Raw genomic sequence first — 16,542 nt, 5'->3', positions numbered from 1 at the left:
TGCGTTGCAGCGCCCGCGAGCACAAACTGTTGCCGGACACCTCATCCGGTCAAGGTTGTTTCCAGTTGTTTCTGTCGTGAAATGCGTCCTCTTCGGAGCGACGCCGTGCGCTTGCGGGCTCCGCAGGACACACGGAGCGGAACCGGTTCCGCTGCATCGACGTTGGCATCAAACCTGCGCATCAATTCCTGCATGCACCCGGCACTGAGGATTGATGAAGTTCTCGGGCGCCGCAGCACCCAGCCAACGGACACGATCAAAGGACCTGTCAGCATGAAGCACCCGATTCCCGAGGGGCAGAGCCGGCCGCGCGCAGCGCTGGTGGCACTGAGCTCCCTCTTCCTCGCAGCGGCCGTCCTCAGCGGATGCGGCGGCAAGGACGCGGATTCCGCCGCGGCACCGAGCCCCGACGTCGGCGCCCCCGGGCAGCCGCCGGCGCAATCGCCGGCCCCGCCGCCCGTGGTCGGCGGCAATGACCCCACTCCGCCCAACGAAGTGCCGACGACCCCGGCACCGCCCCCGTCGATCCCGTCCGGCAATGCGCCCGCCGCGCCGGCACCGACGCCCGCGCAGCAACTGCCCTCCGGCGTCGACATGAGCAAGCCCGGCGTCGCGGTCGTGCCGGTCAAGGCCACCGCATCGAGCGCCAATGGCGGCAACACCGCCGACAAGGCCATCGACGGCAAGGCCACCCAGGACAGCCGCTGGGAAAGCTCGCAGTCCGACACCAACTGGCTGCAGTTCGACTTCGGCGCCAAGACCCAGATCGGCTACCTGAAGCTGGTGTGGGAAGCCGCGTACGCCAAGGAATACGCGATCCTCGTCTCCGACGACGGCGACACCTGGTACCAGCTGCGCTACGTGGCCGACGGCAAGGGCGGCACCGAAGAGTTCTACAACCTGAACGCCAACGTGCGCTACGTGCGCATCAACGGCGTCAAGCGCGCCACCGGCTACGGCTACTCGATCATCGAGGCGAGCTTCAAGTCGCCGGGCAGCGACAACACGCTCGGCTCCACCGTCGCGACCTCGGTGTTCCCGCACCCGGCCAACGGCGCCAACCTGATCCCGCCGGCGGCCCAGCAGGCGCCGATCGACACCATCCAGTTCTCGCTGCCGGACGGCACGCTGGTGACCCGCTTCGGTTTCGTCGGCCGCCCGCGCCACGCCCGTGAGCGCGGCGAGGCCTGGAACGAAGTCGGCTACGGCCCGAACGACACCGTCGACGCCAACGGCAAGCCGCAGGACAAGGGCATCGGCGTCTACCTGAACTTCGTCGCGAACTACTTCAAGAACCGCACCTGGGGCACGGAGTTCATCGACAACAGCAAGGTGAAGGGCGTCACCAAGCCGACGCTGGTCGTCAACCAGTATTTCCAGGAAGCGCAGCGCGGCGGCGGCCATTCGTTCTTCCGCCGCTTCGACAACGCCGGCGTCACCGACTACGGCTGGATGTCGCCGGGCGACCTGCTGGACGACACCACCTACACCGACGGCTTCGTCGACAAGACCTCGTGCCCGGTCGTGCCGAAGCCGCCGCAGACCGCGCTGGCCAAGCCGACCAGCGGCTACATGAACGTGATCGGTGCCAACGACGGTTGCAGCGTGGTGCTCAGCGAGTACCCCGGCTACAACTCGCTGGTGGCGGACGCCAACGGCGTGATGGTGGGCAACGGCCCGCACGTCGACGGCCGCCCGCTGAGGGCCGGCGACGTGATGGAGTTCACCGGCTCGTTCTTCTCGTCGCGCAAGGCGATGGACGACGTGAAGGACAGCGGCAACTTCCGCTACTACACCAACGAAGTCACCTACGTGATGGGCGAGGGCCTGCGCCCCTGGTACGGCGTGCAGCCGCGCCTGATGAACGCCCCGATCCCGGAAGCGGCACTGCAGGGCGGCCTCGGCTCGACCTCGTACGACTACTCGGACAACAGCCCGCTGATGTTCCAGCAGCCGCACAACAACATCGGCATGCAGAACATGCAGCGCTTCGTGGAGGGCCGCCGCTGGTTCCACACCAGCATGCAGACCGGTGAGCACACCGAGAACGGCAACGACACGAACACCGCCGCGATCGGCCTGCAAGGCCCGATGTTCAACCAGTCGACCTGCTTCGGCTGCCACATCAACAACGGCCGCAGCCTGGCCCCCACCGTCGTCAACCAGAAGATCGACACGATGGCGGTGCGCACGGCAGCCGTTGACGGGAACGGGCAGCAGTTGCCGCACCCGATGTATGGCCTGGGCGCGCAGATGAACGCCAAGGGATCGACCGACGGCGTGCGTCGCGACTGGGGCACCGCGGTGCACGTCTCGGGCTTCGAGCTGAAGACCGTGAAGCTGGCCGACGGCAGCTCGGTGGAGCTGAGCAAGCCGACGATCTCGTTCGACGGCCCCACCCCGGCCGTGTTCTCGGTGCGCAGCGCGCAACCGGTGATCGGCATGGGCCTGCTCGAGGCGATCCCGGACGCCGACATCATTGCGCGTGCCAGGACGGCTCCGGATGCCGACGGCGTCCAGGGCATCGCGAACTACGCGTATGACCCGGAGACCGGCAAGGTGCGCCTGGGCCGCTACGGCTGGAAGGCCTCGAAGGTCAGCCTGCGCCACCAGGCGTCGGCGGCCGCGCTGCTGGACATGTCGGTCACCTCGCCGGTGTACCCGAACCGCGACTGCCTGTATGGCCCGGCGAAGTGCAGCACCGCGAACCGCGTCGACCCCGGCCTGACAGAAGAGGCGCTGACGCTGCTGGAACGCTACGTGGCCCTGCTGGCCGTGCCGGCGCAACGCAGCCTGGCGAGCGGCTACCCGAAGGGTGTATCGCCGCTGGCCGCGCTGAACCCGGACGTCGACAAGATCGCCGCCGGCGCGACGGTGTTCAACACCATCAAGTGCTCGACCTGCCACGTACCGTCGATGACGACCGGCACCACCAGCGAGTTCCAGGAAGCGCGCGGCCAGAAGATCAAGCCCTACACCGACATGCTGCTGCATGACATGGGCTCCGATCTGGCCGACGGCCTGACCGAAGGCCTGGCCACCGGCAGCATGTGGCGCACCTCGGCCCTGTGGGGCATCGGCTACACCGAACTGGTCGCCGGCAAGGACGTGAAGGTCGGCTACCTGCACGACAGCCGCGCCCGCACGCTGACCGAAGCCATCGTGTGGCACGGCGGTGAAGGCAAGGCCAGCCGCGATCGCTTCATCGCGCTGAGCAAGACCGACCGGGAAGCCCTGCTGGCCTTCCTGGGTTCGCTGTAACGCGAGCCGGCGCCGGGGCGGATCCAGCCCGGCACGGCCCATCAGGCCGCCCTTCGGGGCGGCCTCTTTCATGGGGTGGTCACTTTCCGCAGCGGTGCAGTTTCCGGTAAGGTTCACGGCCATGAACGCACCTGTCCTGCTGGCCGGCGGCAATCCGCAGATCCCGAAGGGAGAGGGCGATGCCCCCGTGCAGGCCTTCATCGCCGCGATGCCGGGTTGGAAGCGCGACGTGGGGCGCCGCATCGACGAGCTGGTCGTTCGCGCGGTGCCGGCCGTGCACAAGGCGGTGAAGTGGAACTCCCCCTTCTATGGCATCGAGGGCCAGGGCTGGTTCCTCAGCTTCCACGTGTTCACGAACTACGTGAAGGTGGCGTTCTTCCGCGGCGCCCGTCTGGAACCCATGCCGCCGGTCGAATCGAAGAGCAAGGACACGCGCTACCTGCACATCCGCGAGGACGAGCCCTTGGACGAGGCCCGGTTCATCGCGTGGGTGGAGCAGGCGAGCCGGCTGCCGGGGGAGCGGATGTGAGACCGGGCGGCGGCATCGCCGCTCACCGCCCGAGCTGCGCCAGCGCCGCCTGCAGCCCCGTCAGCCCGCCGACCCGCTGGTCGTTGATGAAGACCTGCGGCATCTGCCGCACCGACGGCCCGCACTTCTCGAAGAACGCCAGGCGCTCGGCCTCGTCATCGATGCGGATCTCCTTGAACTCCAGCGCGCGGGAGCTCAGCAGCATCTTGGCCGAGTCGCATTGCGGGCAGGCCGATTTCGAATAGACGACGATGTTCAGGTTCATGCGCGAAAGTGTAGAGGCGCTCTGCGAGAATCGCTGCCGGCCGGGAATCACCGGCCTCTCACCTGCGAGCGCCGCCCTTGAGACCCATCGCCTTGCTCTTCTTCGCCCTGGTCATCGGCATCCCTTGCGCGGCGCACTATTTCATCCTCGAATTCTGGGCTGCATCCTTCATTTCGGCCTTCGTCAGGCGGCCCTCGTCGGCCTGCGCGTGTCGGCCGCGCACAAACGCCCGACGGATTGAGCGCAAGCGCCTGCATGCGAACGGCCCTCGCGGGGCCGCTCGCGTGAGCGCCATCAGTGCTTCGTCGGCGCCGCCTCGGCCGGCGTCTCGGTGTGCATCACGCACTGCCAGCCGCTGCCGTTCTTCACCCAGGTCGACGAGTCGTTCATCACCTGCTGCGTGGCCTTGCTCTCGCCGCGCGGCGCGACGTCCTGCTTGACGCGGTAGGTCACGATCGCCATCGCGTCGTTCGGGAACACCACCTCCACGTCGCTCAGCTCGAACGAGGTGACCACCATGTTGCCCTGCTCCGCCATCTTGCGATAGGCCGCGTGGTCGAATTTCATCGCGCCATGCGAGCTGACCATCAGCGAAGGCTCGCTGAGCATCGCGAGCGCGGTATCGGTGTCCTGGTTCACCATCGACTGCCAGAACTTCTTCTCCAGGTCGATCAGTGTCTTCTGCGGTGTCGGCATGAGGAACTCCTTTCAGGCTCGATCAGGAACAGGGCTCCCATCCTGCGACTCCTGTGCGCGAGGGACATCGGAGAAGGCGGGGTTCCCCCGTAGGTGTGCTCCTACATCCGCACCGCTTGTATGAGAATGGCGCCCATGACCGACCCCAACGCCCTCGTGGCCACCTCGCCGGCGTCGCTGGCGACGAACCCGCAGCTGAGCCTGCCGCAGAACTTTCCACTGGCGTTGTCGCCGCAGCAGCAGGACAGCCTGCTGGCCCGGGTCGACGCCTTCAAGTTCGCCGAGATCTCGCAGCACGACATCGCGGCGCTGGGCGTGGAGCCCGAGCTGGCGCTGAACCGCACGCTCGACGGCTTTCTCTCGCGCATCGACAAGGCCACCTCGCCGCAGCTGTTCACGCTGGTCGCATCGCTGAACCAGCATGTGCAGGACGAGAACCTGCCCGAGCTGGCCAACCGCATCCTGAACGCGCGGCCGTCTCTGCTGGCCCGCATCCTCGGCATCTTCAACCCGAAGTCGCTGCGCCAGGCCGCCAACCGGGCCTATGAAGAGGCGGCGCGCATCGCGTCGGGCCGGTCGAAGGCGCTGTCCGATCTGATCGGCACGATGGAAACCAGGCTGCGCGTCGAGATGACCCGCCTCAACGAGGAGCTGCGCCACCTCGACACCGTGAAGGCCGAGTACCGCAAGAGCTTCGTCGCGTTCGCCGAAGATGCCGTCTTCCTGAACAGCGTGCTGGCCAAGGCACGCACCGAGGTGGCCGCCATGGAGCCCGAGCTGGCCGGCGATCCGCAGCGCGGCCACGACGTGCGCGACAAGCTGCAGTCGCTCGAATCGCGCGCGCTGGCCGTCGAGGCCACGCTGACCAAGCTGCCGGCCGACCAGCTCGTGATCCGCCAGCTGCAGAACGCCGGCGTCGCGACGCTGCAGGAGCTGGCGACGACGATGGCCTCGCGCTTCGCGAGCATCAAGATGACGCTGCTGACCATCCACGGCGCGCGCATGGTGCAGGACCTGCAGCGCCTGGGCCAGCAGGGCGCCGACCTCGATCGCAACCTGAACCATGTGCGCAGCCAGCTGATGAAGGATGTCGTCGAGACCGCCGCCACCGCGCCGGGCAACAACCGGCTGGCGCAGGCGCAGCAGCTGCAGTCGGTGGTGGCCGACACGCAGAGCCTGGTCGCGCTGGTCGATGCTTCACGCGACACCAACCAGCGCAAGTTCGACGAGGCCCGCGCGCTGATGGCGCAGGCCCGGCAGGACATGCTGAGCCTCGGCAGGCAGATGAACCCCGCTGCCACCGTCGCCGCCCAAACCTACACCCGCTGACCACCACGAGCCACCATGACCGCACCCTCGCTCAAGCTGAACCTGACCAAGCCCGGCGATGCCGCCCCGAAGCTGTCGCTGTCGCTCGACAAGGGCGAGCGCTTCAAGGTGCGGCTGGCCTGGGACGGCGACACCGACATCGACCTGCACGCGCTGGTGGCCGTGAACACCGGCGGCGGCGCGAAGGTGTCCGACTTCGGCGACATCCTGTCGACCTACAACGTGCAGCGCACGATCCGCGGCCAGGCCACCGGCACGCTGCCGCTGAATGCCGACAAGACCTTCTCGGTGCACGGCGGCGCGCTGGTCCACAGCCCCGACGCGACCGACGGCCTGGCCACCGGCGACGACGAGTGGGTGTCGATCCAGCCCGATCGCCTGGCCCCGCCGGCGGCCGGCGTGATCGAGATCCCGCTGGTCGCGATGATCCATCCGCAAGGCTCCGGTCGGAGCTTCCGCACCGTGCGCAACGCGCGTGTCGTCGTCGAGAACGCGCTCGGCAAGGAGCTGCTGAACGTGAGCCTGTCCGACCAGTTCGGCGAGTTCGTCGGCGTGCAGATGGGCTCGATCATGGTCGAGGCCTCGGGCTCGTCCTTCGTCGGCGTCGGCGTCGGCTTCAACAGCGACTTCAACCAGGTGCTGGGCCACTTCTCCTGAAATGTCGCCTGAGGCATGAACATCAAGGTCACCGTGATCGGTGGGGCAGGCGTGCCTGAGCCCGTCAAGCCGACGGTGTTGCCGGGCGCCGCGCGGCCCGTCACGGCGATGCCCTCGGTGCCTGCGAGCCCGGTCGTCGCGCCGCCGGTCTTCGCGGCCTCCGCGTTGCCCGGCGTGCAGCGCAAGCCGGTCGAGGTGCCGCTGGCCGAGCTGGTGCGCCGCTTCCCTCATGTCGACACCGCCGCGCTGCAGCGCACGCAGGGCGTGCTGGCGGGCGTGCATGCGCAAAGCCTCGATGCCACCGGCTGGCTGCGCTTCGGCATGCCGGAGCAGGAAGAACTCGCCGCGCTGATCCGCCAGCGCCTGCAGCTCGCGCAAGAGGCCACGACGCGCAGCGTGCCGCAGCACCTGCGCCGGCTGCACGAGCTGCTGTCGGACGTGCTCGAAGCGCTGGACGGCGGCTTCTTCCGCAAGCCGGCCGCGGCCGTCTGGGCGGGGCACGAAGCCGAGGTCACGCAGCTCGAGGCGCTGCTCGGCGCCTCGCGCGCGGCGCTGTCCGATCAGCTGCAGGCAATCGGCCTGCTGCAGCAACCGGTGCAGGCCTGTGGCCAGCGGCTGGAAGCGAGCGCGCTGGCCGCCGAATACCTGCTCGACCACGTCGGCCCCGAGACGGGCGGGCTGCTGCTGGCCCGCATCACGTCGCTGACCGGATCGCAGGCGATGCTCCAGGAGCACCGCCTGCACCTGGAGCAGGACGCGAGCCGCCTGCAAGAGCTGATGACCTGGGTGCAGGACGGCGTGCTGCTGAAGCTGCCCGCGGTCCACGCGCAGCTGGCCGGCCTGGCCTCGCGGCCCAGCGAGACGCAGCGCTTCCTCGCGGCCGAGAAACTCCACGACCTTCTGCAAACCCTGAAGCGAGCCCTCTGATGGCCCTGACCCTGAACCTTGAGAAGTCCGCCCGCACGCTGGTCCTGAGCCTGGAGAAGGCCGGCGTCACGAAACCACCGGCACTGGAGGTCGGCTTCGGCCTGGACGTCTCCGGCTCGTTCGAGGACGAGCACCGCGCCGGCATCACCGACCAGCTGCTGACGCGGCTGGTGCCCTGGGGCCTGGCGTTCGATCCGGACAGGAAGGTCGATGTCTTCACCTTCTCGTCCGGTGCGAACGGCGTGCACGACGTGGGCTCGGTCGACGCGGGCAACTACGACGGCTACGTCGCGAACAACATCATCGCGAAGGTGCCGGGCTGGAACGGCGGCACCGACTACTCGCACCTGCTGGAGCGCATGCTGAAGCACTTCGGCTGGGCCGGCCCGATCGAGAAGAAGGCGGGCTTCTTCGGTCGCTTGATGGGGCAGAAGGACGAGATCATCCCGGTCGCGAAGAAGCGTTCGCTGGTGATCGTCGCGACCGACGGCGACAACGCCGACAAGGAGCGCACGATGCGCGTACTGCGCGAATCGGAGCAGCGGCAGGACCAGGTCTATTTCCTGTTCCTCGGCATCTCCAACCAGGGCTCGACCTTCCCGTTCCTCGAGCGCATCGGCGACCAGTTCGGCAACACCGGCTTCAAGGCGATCCGCAACCTGCGCAAGTTCGTTGCGCAGTCGGACGAGGAGTTGAACGAGCAGTTGATCGATGGGGAGTTGATTGCCTGGTTGAAGGGGTGAGCGTATTCCTGCGGTCGCAGGTATTTTTCGCAACCATCGGAGCTGAAGCGAAATATTCCTGCAAACGCAGGAATGATTGACGCAACCAGACAGATTCTCGTAGTATTCCTGCAAACGCAGGAATTGTTGATGAAGGTCAAGATCTCGTCCCCGACCGATCTCGGACTCGTCGTCCGTGCGATGCGCCGGGTGTCGAACGTGCGCATCGATGACTTCGCCGGACTCGCGGGCGTCAGCAAGCAGTTCGCCGCCGATCTGGAGCACGGCAAGCCGACGCTGCAGATCGGCCTGGCGCTCAAGGTCCTGAAGGACCTGGGTGTGGAGGTGAGCGCCGAGATCCCCTCCTCTGCCTTGCCGCACCTCGAGACCCTCCAGGCCCAGGGCGGCCTGAGACCGCTGAAGCCCCGCGCCACTCGCAAGCCGAAGGCCTGAGCGCATGCGTCAACTCGTTGCATGGCTGAATGACACCGAGGTCGGCGTCATCACGGACGAGAACAACATCTGGCGCTTCGAGTACGCCGAAAACTGGGTCAGCGATCCGCTCGCATTCGACCTCGCGCCCGGCCTTCCCCGCGCTCGACGCAAGCACCTCGACGGCGCGTCCGATCGCGCCGTCCAGTGGTACTTCGACAACCTGCTGCCGGAAGAAAAGCTGCGCGAGACGCTCACAAAGGCCGCGAAGCTGAAGGGCGACGACGCGTTCGCCCTGCTGGAATACCTCGGGGCCGAATCGGCGGGCTCGCTGGTGCTGCTCCCTCCCGGCACACCGCCTTCCGCAAGCGGCCGCCTGCAGCAACTCCCCGACGACGTGCTGCGCGAACGCATTCGCAACATCGAACGCGTTCCGCTGAGTGCGAGTGCACCCAAGCGCATGTCGCTGGCGGGTGCGCAGAACAAGCTGGCCGTCGTCTGCCGCGATGGCGTCCTGTACGAGCCGGTCGGCAGCGAACCGTCGACGCACATCCTGAAGCCCAGCCACCCGAGCGCGGACTACGCGGCCTCGGTCATCAACGAGTACGTCGTGATGCGCCTGGCCGACCGCGTGGGCCTGCCGGTCCCTGCCGTGCATCGCTTCTACACGCCCGAGCCGGTGTACCTCGTCCAGCGCTTCGACAGATACCTCGATGCCCAGGGGCGCACGCAGCGCAGCCACATCATCGACACCTGCCAGTTGCTCAACAAGTCCCGGCAGTTCAAGCAATCATCCGCATCGCTCGAATCCCTGGCCGAAGCGGTCGGGGCCTGCACCAACCGCATCGCCGCGGCACCGCGAATGTTCAACTGGCTGCTGTTCAACGTCCTGATCGGCAACGACGACAACCACCTGAAGAACCTGTCGTACTCGGTGAGCCCCGAGGGCGTCGCGATGGCGGACCACTACGACCTGCTGTCGACTTGCGTGTATCACGTGAAGGCGCTCGCCGATGAGCGAGCGATCTGGCCGTCGGTGCCGCTGATGTATTCGATGAACCAGTGCTCGATGTTCGGCGACGTTGACCGCAAGGCACTTCACGCGGCCGGCGATGCGTTGGGCATGCCCGTGATCGCCTGCGATCGGATGATCGACAGGATGGTGAAGCTGCTGCCCGTCGAACTCGATGCCCTGCTCGCCGAAGTCGACGCCGAGAACGCGGCGATGCCGAAGCTCACTGCGGCCGATCGCGCCCAGGAAGGGTTGGTGCTGCGCGCGATCCGGCACATCGTGGTGAACGACATGCTGAAGCGCATCACGCCCCGGCGCGCATGACCCTCGCTCAGTACCCCGCCGCCTGCCCGTCACGCCGCGAATCACTGGCCGCGACGTAGCCGTCTTCCTGGTCATCGCTCAGCTTCCAGATGAACTGCCCGCTGCCGTAGTCCATGTACGCGTCGGGCGTCGGCTCGAAGCGGTGGCCGAGTGCCTTCAGCCCGTCGACCAGCGCCGGTGCCATCGTCGATTCGAAATCCACCGCCCGCCCGCTGCCCACCTTCCAGCGCGGCGCATCGCAGGCCGCCTGCGGCTGCTGGCGGTGCACCAGCATGCGCACCAGCGTCTGCAGGTGGCCTTGCGGCTGCATGTTGCCGCCCATCACGCCGAAGCTCATCTGCGGTTGGCCGTCGCGCGTCAGGAAGCCGGGGATGATGGTGTGGAACGGCCGCTTGCCCGGTGCCACGACGTTCGGATGCTTCTCGTCCAGCGTGAAGCCGTGACCGCGGTTCTGCAAACTGACGCCGGTGCCCGGCACCACCACGCCGCTGCCGAAGCCCATGTAGTTGGACTGGATCAGGCTGATCATCATCCCGCGCTCGTCGGCCGCGCTCAGGTAGATGGTGCCGCCCTTCGGCGGCGTGCCGTGTGCCGGGTCGCCGGCACGCTTCGGGTCGATCAGCTTCGCGCGTTCGCGCAGGTAGCCGTCGCTCAGCAGATCCTCGGCCGTCACCTCGGTCATCGAGCGCGCGTCGGCGACCCAGCGGTAGGTGTCGGCGAACGCGAGCTTCATCGCCTCGATCTGCAGGTGCTGCGATTCGACACTGTCGACCGGGTACCGGGCGAGGTCGAGCCGCTCCAGCATCCCCAGCGCCATCAGCGCGGCAATGCCCTGCCCGTTCGGCGGGATCTCGTGCACCGTGTGGCCGGCGAAATCCTGGCGGATGGTCGTCACCCACTCGGGCCGGAAGTTCGCGAGGTCGACCAGCGCCATGCTGCCGCCGTTCGCCTTCGCATGCGCCACCAGCTTCTCGGCAATCTCGCCGCGGTAGAAGGCCTCGCCCTTCGTCAGCGCAATCTGCCGCAGCGTCGCACCGGCCGCCGCGAACACGAAGCGCTCGCCGGGCTCCGGTGCGCGCCCGCGCGGCATGAAGGCCTCGGCGTAGCCGGGCTGGTCTTTCAGGCCCGGTACCTGGCGGCCCCACTTGTCCGAGACGATGCGCCCGACCCCATGGCCGCGCTCGGCCAGCTCGATGGCCGGCTCCAGCAGGTCGGCGAACGGCAGCTTGCCGAAGCGCTCGGACAACGCCACCCAGCCCGCCACCGCGCCGGGGGTGGTCACCGTGTCCCAGCCGCGCATCGGCATCTTGTCGCCATGCTTGCGGCGGAAGTACTCAGGGTTCCACGCCGTCGGCGCAACGCCCGACGAATTGAGGCCGTGCAGTTCCTTGCCGTCCCACAGGATCGCGAAGTTGTCGCTGCCGAGGCCGTTCGACACCGGCTCGACGATGGTCAGCGCCGCCGCCGCGGCAATCGCCGCATCGACCGCGTTGCCGCCTTTCAGCAGCATGCGCAGCCCGGCCTGCGAAGCCAGCGCCTGCGAGGTCGCGACGACGTTGCGGGCCATCAGCGGGCTGCGGATGGTGGGATAGGGGTTGGTCCAGTCGAAGTTCATGGTGTGTAGCCCGGAAGCCAATCCGGGAAATGCTCAACGTTGCCGCGGATCCAGCGCATCGCGCAGCCCGTCGCCGAGCAGGTTGAAGGACAGCACCAGCAGGAAGATCGACACGCCCGGCCAGATCGCCATCCACGGTGCTGAGTCGACATAGTTCTTCGCCGTATTCAGCATACTGCCCCAGCTCGGCGCCGGCGGCTGTTGCCCGAGCCCGAGGAACGACAGGCTCGCCTCGGCGATCACCGCCGACGCGATCGCCAGCGTCGCCTGCACGATCACCGGCGGCGTGATGTTGGGCAGCACATGCCGCAGCGCGATGCGCAGCGGCGGGTTGCCGACCGCGCGCGCCGCCTCGATGTAGTCCTCGACCTTCACGTTCAGCACCTGCGCCCGCGCGAGCCGCACGAAGATCGGCGTGGCCGACACGCCGATCGCGATCATCGCGTTGGAGAGGCTCGGCCCGAGGAAGGCCGCCAGCGCGATCGCCAGGATCAGGAACGGGCAGGCCAGGAAGGCATCGGTGATGCGCGAGATCAGCGCGTCGGCGAAGCCACCGAGGAAGCCCGCCGCCAGCCCGATCGGCACGCCCAGCAGCAGCGAGATGCTCACCGACACCAGCCCGGCGAGCAGCGACGCGCGCGTGCCCCACACCACGCGCGACAGCACGTCGCGGCCGATCTCGTCGGTGCCGAACCAGTGCTCGGCGCTCGGCGCCTTGCGGATCGCGCTCCAGCTGGTGGCCACCGGATCCTGCAGGCCGAACCACGGCGCGAACAGCGCCATCGCGATGAAGAGCAGCACGACCGCGAGGCCGAGCAGCGCGCCACGGCGGCGCTTCAGCCGGCGCCAGGCGCGGCGCCACGGGCCGGCCTCGGAGCGCGGGGCGGGGGTCGTGGTGTGGACAACAGGAAGCACGGCAACCATCGTCAGCGCCTCAGTCGCGGGTTGACCGCAAAGTAGGCCAAGTCGGCCAGCAGGTTGAGCAGCATGTAGGTGCTGGCGGTGACGAGCACCACGCCCTGCACCACTGCGTAGTCGCGGTTGAACACCGCATCCACCACCAGCTTGCCGAAACCGGGGATCGTGAACACCTGCTCGGTGAGCACCGCGCCCGACAGCAGCGTGCCCAGCTCCAGCGCGCCCAGCGTGATGATCGGCGTCAGCGCATTGCGCAGCGCATGCTTCAGCACCACGGTGCGCTCGCTCAGGCCCTTGGCGCGCGCGGTGCGCACGTAGTCGGCCGACATCACCTGCAGCATCGCGCTGCGCGTGTGGCGCATCAGCACCGCGGCGATCGCGTTGCCGAGCACGAAGGCCGGCATGATCATCGCGGCCAGGTTCGCGCCCAGGTCCTCGAACGGGCTCACGTAGCCCGAGGCCGGCAGCCAGCCGAGCTGCACCGAGAACAGCAGGATCATCAGGATGCCGAGCCAGAAGTTCGGCGTCGAGATGCCCCACAGCGCGAACGCGTTGGCCGCCCAGTCCCAGGCCGTGCCGCGCCCCACCGCCGAGACGATGCCCGACGGGATGCCGATTGCCAGCGCGATCGCCATCGCCAGCAGCGCGAGCTCCACCGTCACCGGCAGCTTCTGCAGGATCAGCTCGAGCACCGGCTGCTGGTTGCGCACCGATTCGCCGAGGTCGCCCTGCAGCACGCCGCCGACCCAGCGGGCATAGCGCAGCGGCAGCGGCTCGTCGAGGTGCAGCTTGGCGCGCAGGTAGGCCACCACTTGCGGATCCTGGTCTTCGCCGGCCAGGATCTTGGCCGGGTCGCCGGGCAGCAGCTGCTGCAACCCGAAGATCAGCATCGAGACGAACAGCAGCGTCGGCAGCAGCGTCGCGACGCGCTTGACGAGGTACTCGAACATCAGCGGATCAAGGCGTGAGCTTCAGGCCGCTCACGCGCAGCAGGCCGTCGGGCACGTTGCGCACGCCGCCGAGCTTCGCGTTGTAGGCCCACAGCCAGTTGCGGTGGTACAGGTAGACGATCGGCCGCTCCTTCAGCACGCGCGCGGCGACCTGCTCGAACACCTTCTTGCGCTCGGCGGGGTCGCGCAATTCGCGCGAGCGGGTCAGCAGCGCATCGGTCTCGGCATCGCAATACCCGGCGTAGTTCAGCGGCTGCTTGCAGCCGTGGAAGCTGAACAGGTTGCCGTCCGGATCGGCACGGCCGCTCCACGCCAGCACCAGCGCCTCGAAGTCGCCCTTGTCGGCCATGTTCAGCGAGGTCGCGAACTCGGCGGCCTGGATCTTCACGTCGAAGCCGGCCTCGCGCGTCATCGCCTGCACCACCAGCGCCAGGCGCTGCGCGTCCGACGTGGTCGGCGCCACCAGCGTGAAGCTCGGGTTCGGAATGCCGGCTTCCTTCAGCAATGCCTTGGCGCGCGGGATGTCGCGCTTGGGCACCGGCACGTTCTTCGCGTACCAGGCATTGGCCGGCGCGACCCACTGGTTGCCGACCGTCGCCTCGTTGTCCATCACCACCTGCGCGATGCCCTGGCGGTCGAGCGAGAGCTCGAACGCCTCGCGCACGCGGGCGTCGCGGCCCAGCGGGTTCTGCTTCGCCTTGTCGCTCTTCGCAAGGTTGATCGTGATGCCCTGGTAGCCGATCTCGGTGATGCGCGAGGTCTTCAGCTTCTTGTCGGACTGCAGCTTCTCCATGTCGCTGGAGGCGACGCGCTCGATGAAATCGAGCTGGCCGGATTTCAGGTTGGCCAGCCGCACCGTCGCGTCGGGGATCGGCGTGTAGACGATCTTGTCGAAGTGGATCGCGTCCTTGTTCCAGTATTGCGGGTAGCGCTCGAACACCATGCGGTCCTGCGCGACGCGCTCGACGAACCTGAACGGCCCCGCGCACACCGGCTTCGTGCCGAACTTGTCGCCGGCCGCCTGCGCTGCCTTCGGCGAGACCATCATGCCGGCGCGGTCGGCCAACTGCGCGAGCAGCGGCGAGAACGGTGCCGACAGGTTCAGCTTCACCGTCAGCGGGTCCACCACGTCAACGGTGGCCACCGGCGCCAGCTCGCCGCGGCGGTTCGAGCCGGGCAGCGTCTTGTGGCGCTCGATGTTGAACTTGACGGCCGCGGCGTCGAACTTCTCGCCGTCGTGGAAGGTGACCCCCGGGCGCAGCTTCAGCGTCAGCGTCCTGCTGTCGGCCGACCACTCATAGCCGGTGGCCAGCTGCGGCTGGATCGCGAGCTTCTCGTCGACATCGAACAGCTTGTCGCACAGCGCGCTGAACACGACGCGGCCGACGAAGCTGCGCGAGAGCGAGGGGTCGAGCACGTCGGGGTCTTCGGCCAGGCCGACGCGCAGCGTCTGCGCTGCAGCGAGCAGCGGCGCAGACGCCAGCAGCAGCGCGGGGATCCATCGGGTCATCGGATACGTCATCGTGAACTCCAGGAACTGATCAAGGATGAATGAAGGCGGCCTGCAGGCGCGCGAGGCGGATGCCGGCCGGCGTGATGGCGGCCGCGGGCTTCAACGGCGCAGGCGCGGGCAGCTCGCGCCAGAAGTGGCACGCGACCGCCTGGCCGTCGTGCAGCTCCAGGGCAGGCGCCTGTTGCGCGCAACGCTCGCGCGCATGCACGCAGCGCGTGTGGAAGTGGCAGCCGCCCGGCGGGTTGACCGGGCTCGGCACGTCGCCGGCCAGCAGCACGCGCTGGCGCTGCAGGCCAGGTTCGGGCACCGGAATCGCCGACAGCAGCGCCTGCGTGTACGGGTGGCGCGGCGCCGCGAACAGCGTGCGCTTGTCGGCCAGCTCGACGACGCGGCCGAGGTACATCACCGCGACGCGCGTCGCGATGTGCTTGACCACCGCCAGGTCGTGCGCGATGAAGAGGTAGGCGATGCCGAAGCGCTGCTGCAGGTCCTGCAGCAGGTTCACCACCTGCGCCTGCACCGAGACATCGAGCGCCGACACCGCCTCGTCGCAGACGATCAGCTTCGGCTCGACCGCCAATGCCCGCGCGATGCCGATGCGCTGGCGTTGCCCGCCAGAGAACTCGTGCGGAAAGCGCTGCGCATGCTCGGGCGCCAGGCCCACGGTGTGCAACAGCTCGGCCACGCGCTCGCGATGCCGGCCGGTGTGCAGGCCGTGCAGCATCAGCGGCTCGGTAAGCGTCTGGCCGACCGTCATGCGCGGGTTCAGCGACGAGAACGGGTCCTGGAAGATGATCTGCATCGCACGGCGCTGGGCGCGCAATGCGGCGGCATCGAGCGCGCCGAGATCCTGCCCGTCGAAGCGCACGCGGCCGGCGCTCGGCTCGATCAGCCGCAGCACCAGCCGGCCGAGCGTCGACTTGCCGCAGCCGGATTCGCCGACCACGCCGAGCGTTTCGCCGCGCGCGATCGCGAGGTCGATGCCGTCGACCGCGCGCACCGCGCCCTTCGCGCGGCCGAACAGCCCGCGGCGCACCGGGAAGTGCTTGACCAGGCCCTCGACGTTCAACAGCACATCGTTCACGGGGTCACTCATGGCGTCACTCATGGAAGGGGCGCCCGCCAGCACGCCGCCTCATGGCGCGGCGCCAGCTCATACAACTCGGGCGCGGCTTCGCGGCAGCGCGGCTCGGCGAACGGGCAGCGCTCGGCGAAGCTGCAGCCGGGCGGGCGGCGCAGCGGGCTCGGCACCTGGCCGTCGATCGACGCGAGCCGCGTGCGCTCGCCGTCGAGGCGCGGCACCGCGCCGAGCAGGCCGATCGTGTACGGGTGCTGCGGCGATTCGAACAGCGCCTGCACCGGCGCGCGTTCGACGATGCGCCCGGCATACAT

16 protein-coding genes are annotated in these 16,542 nt (G+C 68.2%); 8 read left to right on the top strand and 8 right to left on the bottom strand.

Going from position 1 to position 16,542, the window contains the following annotated elements; translation table 11 throughout:
• The first annotated feature begins 273 nt into the window (after positions 1-273).
• Together AC1D1T_RS14700 and AC1D1T_RS14695 are read left to right on the top strand one after the other, a co-directional pair.
• Positions 274-3,261, top strand: a complete 2,988-nt coding sequence (locus AC1D1T_RS14700) for a di-heme oxidoredictase family protein (protein WP_477992055.1) — start codon at positions 274-276, stop codon at positions 3,259-3,261.
• Positions 3,262-3,382: 121 nt separating this feature from the next.
• A complete protein-coding gene (locus AC1D1T_RS14695; protein ID WP_047507058.1) occupies positions 3,383-3,790 on the top strand; it encodes a DUF1801 domain-containing protein in 408 nt (135 codons plus the stop codon).
• A gap of 22 nt (positions 3,791-3,812) precedes the next feature.
• On the opposite strand, the gene AC1D1T_RS14690 is transcribed toward AC1D1T_RS14695, so the two are convergent.
• Complete coding sequence (locus tag AC1D1T_RS14690) at positions 3,813-4,055, bottom strand: glutaredoxin domain-containing protein (protein WP_465110572.1); 243 nt, start codon at positions 4,053-4,055, stop codon at positions 3,813-3,815.
• A gap of 294 nt (positions 4,056-4,349) precedes the next feature.
• Positions 4,350-4,751: a nuclear transport factor 2 family protein gene (locus AC1D1T_RS14685; protein WP_477826619.1), complete on the bottom strand. Its 402-nt coding sequence runs from the start codon at positions 4,749-4,751 to the stop codon at positions 4,350-4,352.
• Positions 4,752-4,886: 135 nt separating this feature from the next.
• Between AC1D1T_RS14685 and AC1D1T_RS14680 the strand changes: the two genes are divergently transcribed.
• The 6 genes from AC1D1T_RS14680 (at position 4,887) to AC1D1T_RS14655 (ending at position 10,154) form a co-directional block, all read left to right on the top strand.
• Positions 4,887-6,080: a hypothetical protein gene (locus tag AC1D1T_RS14680; protein ID WP_477826618.1), complete on the top strand. Its 1,194-nt coding sequence runs from the start codon at positions 4,887-4,889 to the stop codon at positions 6,078-6,080.
• Between the two features lie 15 nt (positions 6,081-6,095).
• A complete protein-coding gene (locus tag AC1D1T_RS14675; protein ID WP_047507069.1) occupies positions 6,096-6,737 on the top strand; it encodes a TerD family protein in 642 nt (213 codons plus the stop codon).
• 15 nt (positions 6,738-6,752) lie between these two features.
• Entirely contained in the window at positions 6,753-7,664 is a 912-nt protein-coding gene (locus AC1D1T_RS14670) for a hypothetical protein (protein WP_477826617.1), read from the top strand.
• Complete coding sequence (locus AC1D1T_RS14665) at positions 7,664-8,407, top strand: VWA domain-containing protein (protein ID WP_477826616.1); 744 nt, start codon at positions 7,664-7,666, stop codon at positions 8,405-8,407. The genes AC1D1T_RS14670 and AC1D1T_RS14665 overlap by 1 nt, the downstream gene beginning before the upstream one ends.
• Before the next feature lie 129 nt (positions 8,408-8,536).
• The gene (locus tag AC1D1T_RS14660) at positions 8,537-8,839 is read left to right on the top strand and encodes a helix-turn-helix domain-containing protein (protein ID WP_477826615.1); all 303 of its coding nucleotides are present in this window, start codon (positions 8,537-8,539) and stop codon (positions 8,837-8,839) included.
• Positions 8,840-8,843: 4 nt separating this feature from the next.
• On the top strand, positions 8,844-10,154 hold the full coding sequence (locus AC1D1T_RS14655; protein WP_477992054.1) for a HipA domain-containing protein: 1,311 nt from the start codon (positions 8,844-8,846) through the stop codon (positions 10,152-10,154).
• A gap of 7 nt (positions 10,155-10,161) precedes the next feature.
• Here AC1D1T_RS14655 and AC1D1T_RS14650 read toward each other — a convergent pair whose 3' ends face one another.
• The 6 genes from AC1D1T_RS14650 to AC1D1T_RS14625 all read right to left on the bottom strand — a co-directional run.
• A complete protein-coding gene (locus AC1D1T_RS14650) occupies positions 10,162-11,769 on the bottom strand; it encodes a gamma-glutamyltransferase family protein (RefSeq protein WP_477825901.1) in 1,608 nt (535 codons plus the stop codon).
• A gap of 33 nt (positions 11,770-11,802) precedes the next feature.
• A complete protein-coding gene (locus tag AC1D1T_RS14645) occupies positions 11,803-12,693 on the bottom strand; it encodes an ABC transporter permease (protein WP_477825900.1) in 891 nt (296 codons plus the stop codon).
• Between the two features lie 2 nt (positions 12,694-12,695).
• Complete coding sequence (locus AC1D1T_RS14640) at positions 12,696-13,637, bottom strand: ABC transporter permease (protein WP_047507078.1); 942 nt, start codon at positions 13,635-13,637, stop codon at positions 12,696-12,698.
• A 7-nt stretch (positions 13,638-13,644) separates the two neighbouring features.
• On the bottom strand, positions 13,645-15,159 hold the full coding sequence (locus AC1D1T_RS14635; protein ID WP_477841840.1) for an ABC transporter substrate-binding protein: 1,515 nt from the start codon (positions 15,157-15,159) through the stop codon (positions 13,645-13,647).
• A gap of 19 nt (positions 15,160-15,178) precedes the next feature.
• Positions 15,179-16,246: an ABC transporter ATP-binding protein gene (locus AC1D1T_RS14630; protein WP_465110562.1), complete on the bottom strand. Its 1,068-nt coding sequence runs from the start codon at positions 16,244-16,246 to the stop codon at positions 15,179-15,181.
• Between the two features lie 8 nt (positions 16,247-16,254).
• Positions 16,255-16,542: oligopeptide/dipeptide ABC transporter ATP-binding protein (locus AC1D1T_RS14625; RefSeq protein ID WP_477992053.1), on the bottom strand; the 288-nt coding region annotated here is incomplete at its 5' end.

This window comes from Rhizobacter sp. P2_H3 (genome assembly GCF_056403355.1).
This window is presented reverse-complemented; position numbering and strand designations above follow the sequence as displayed.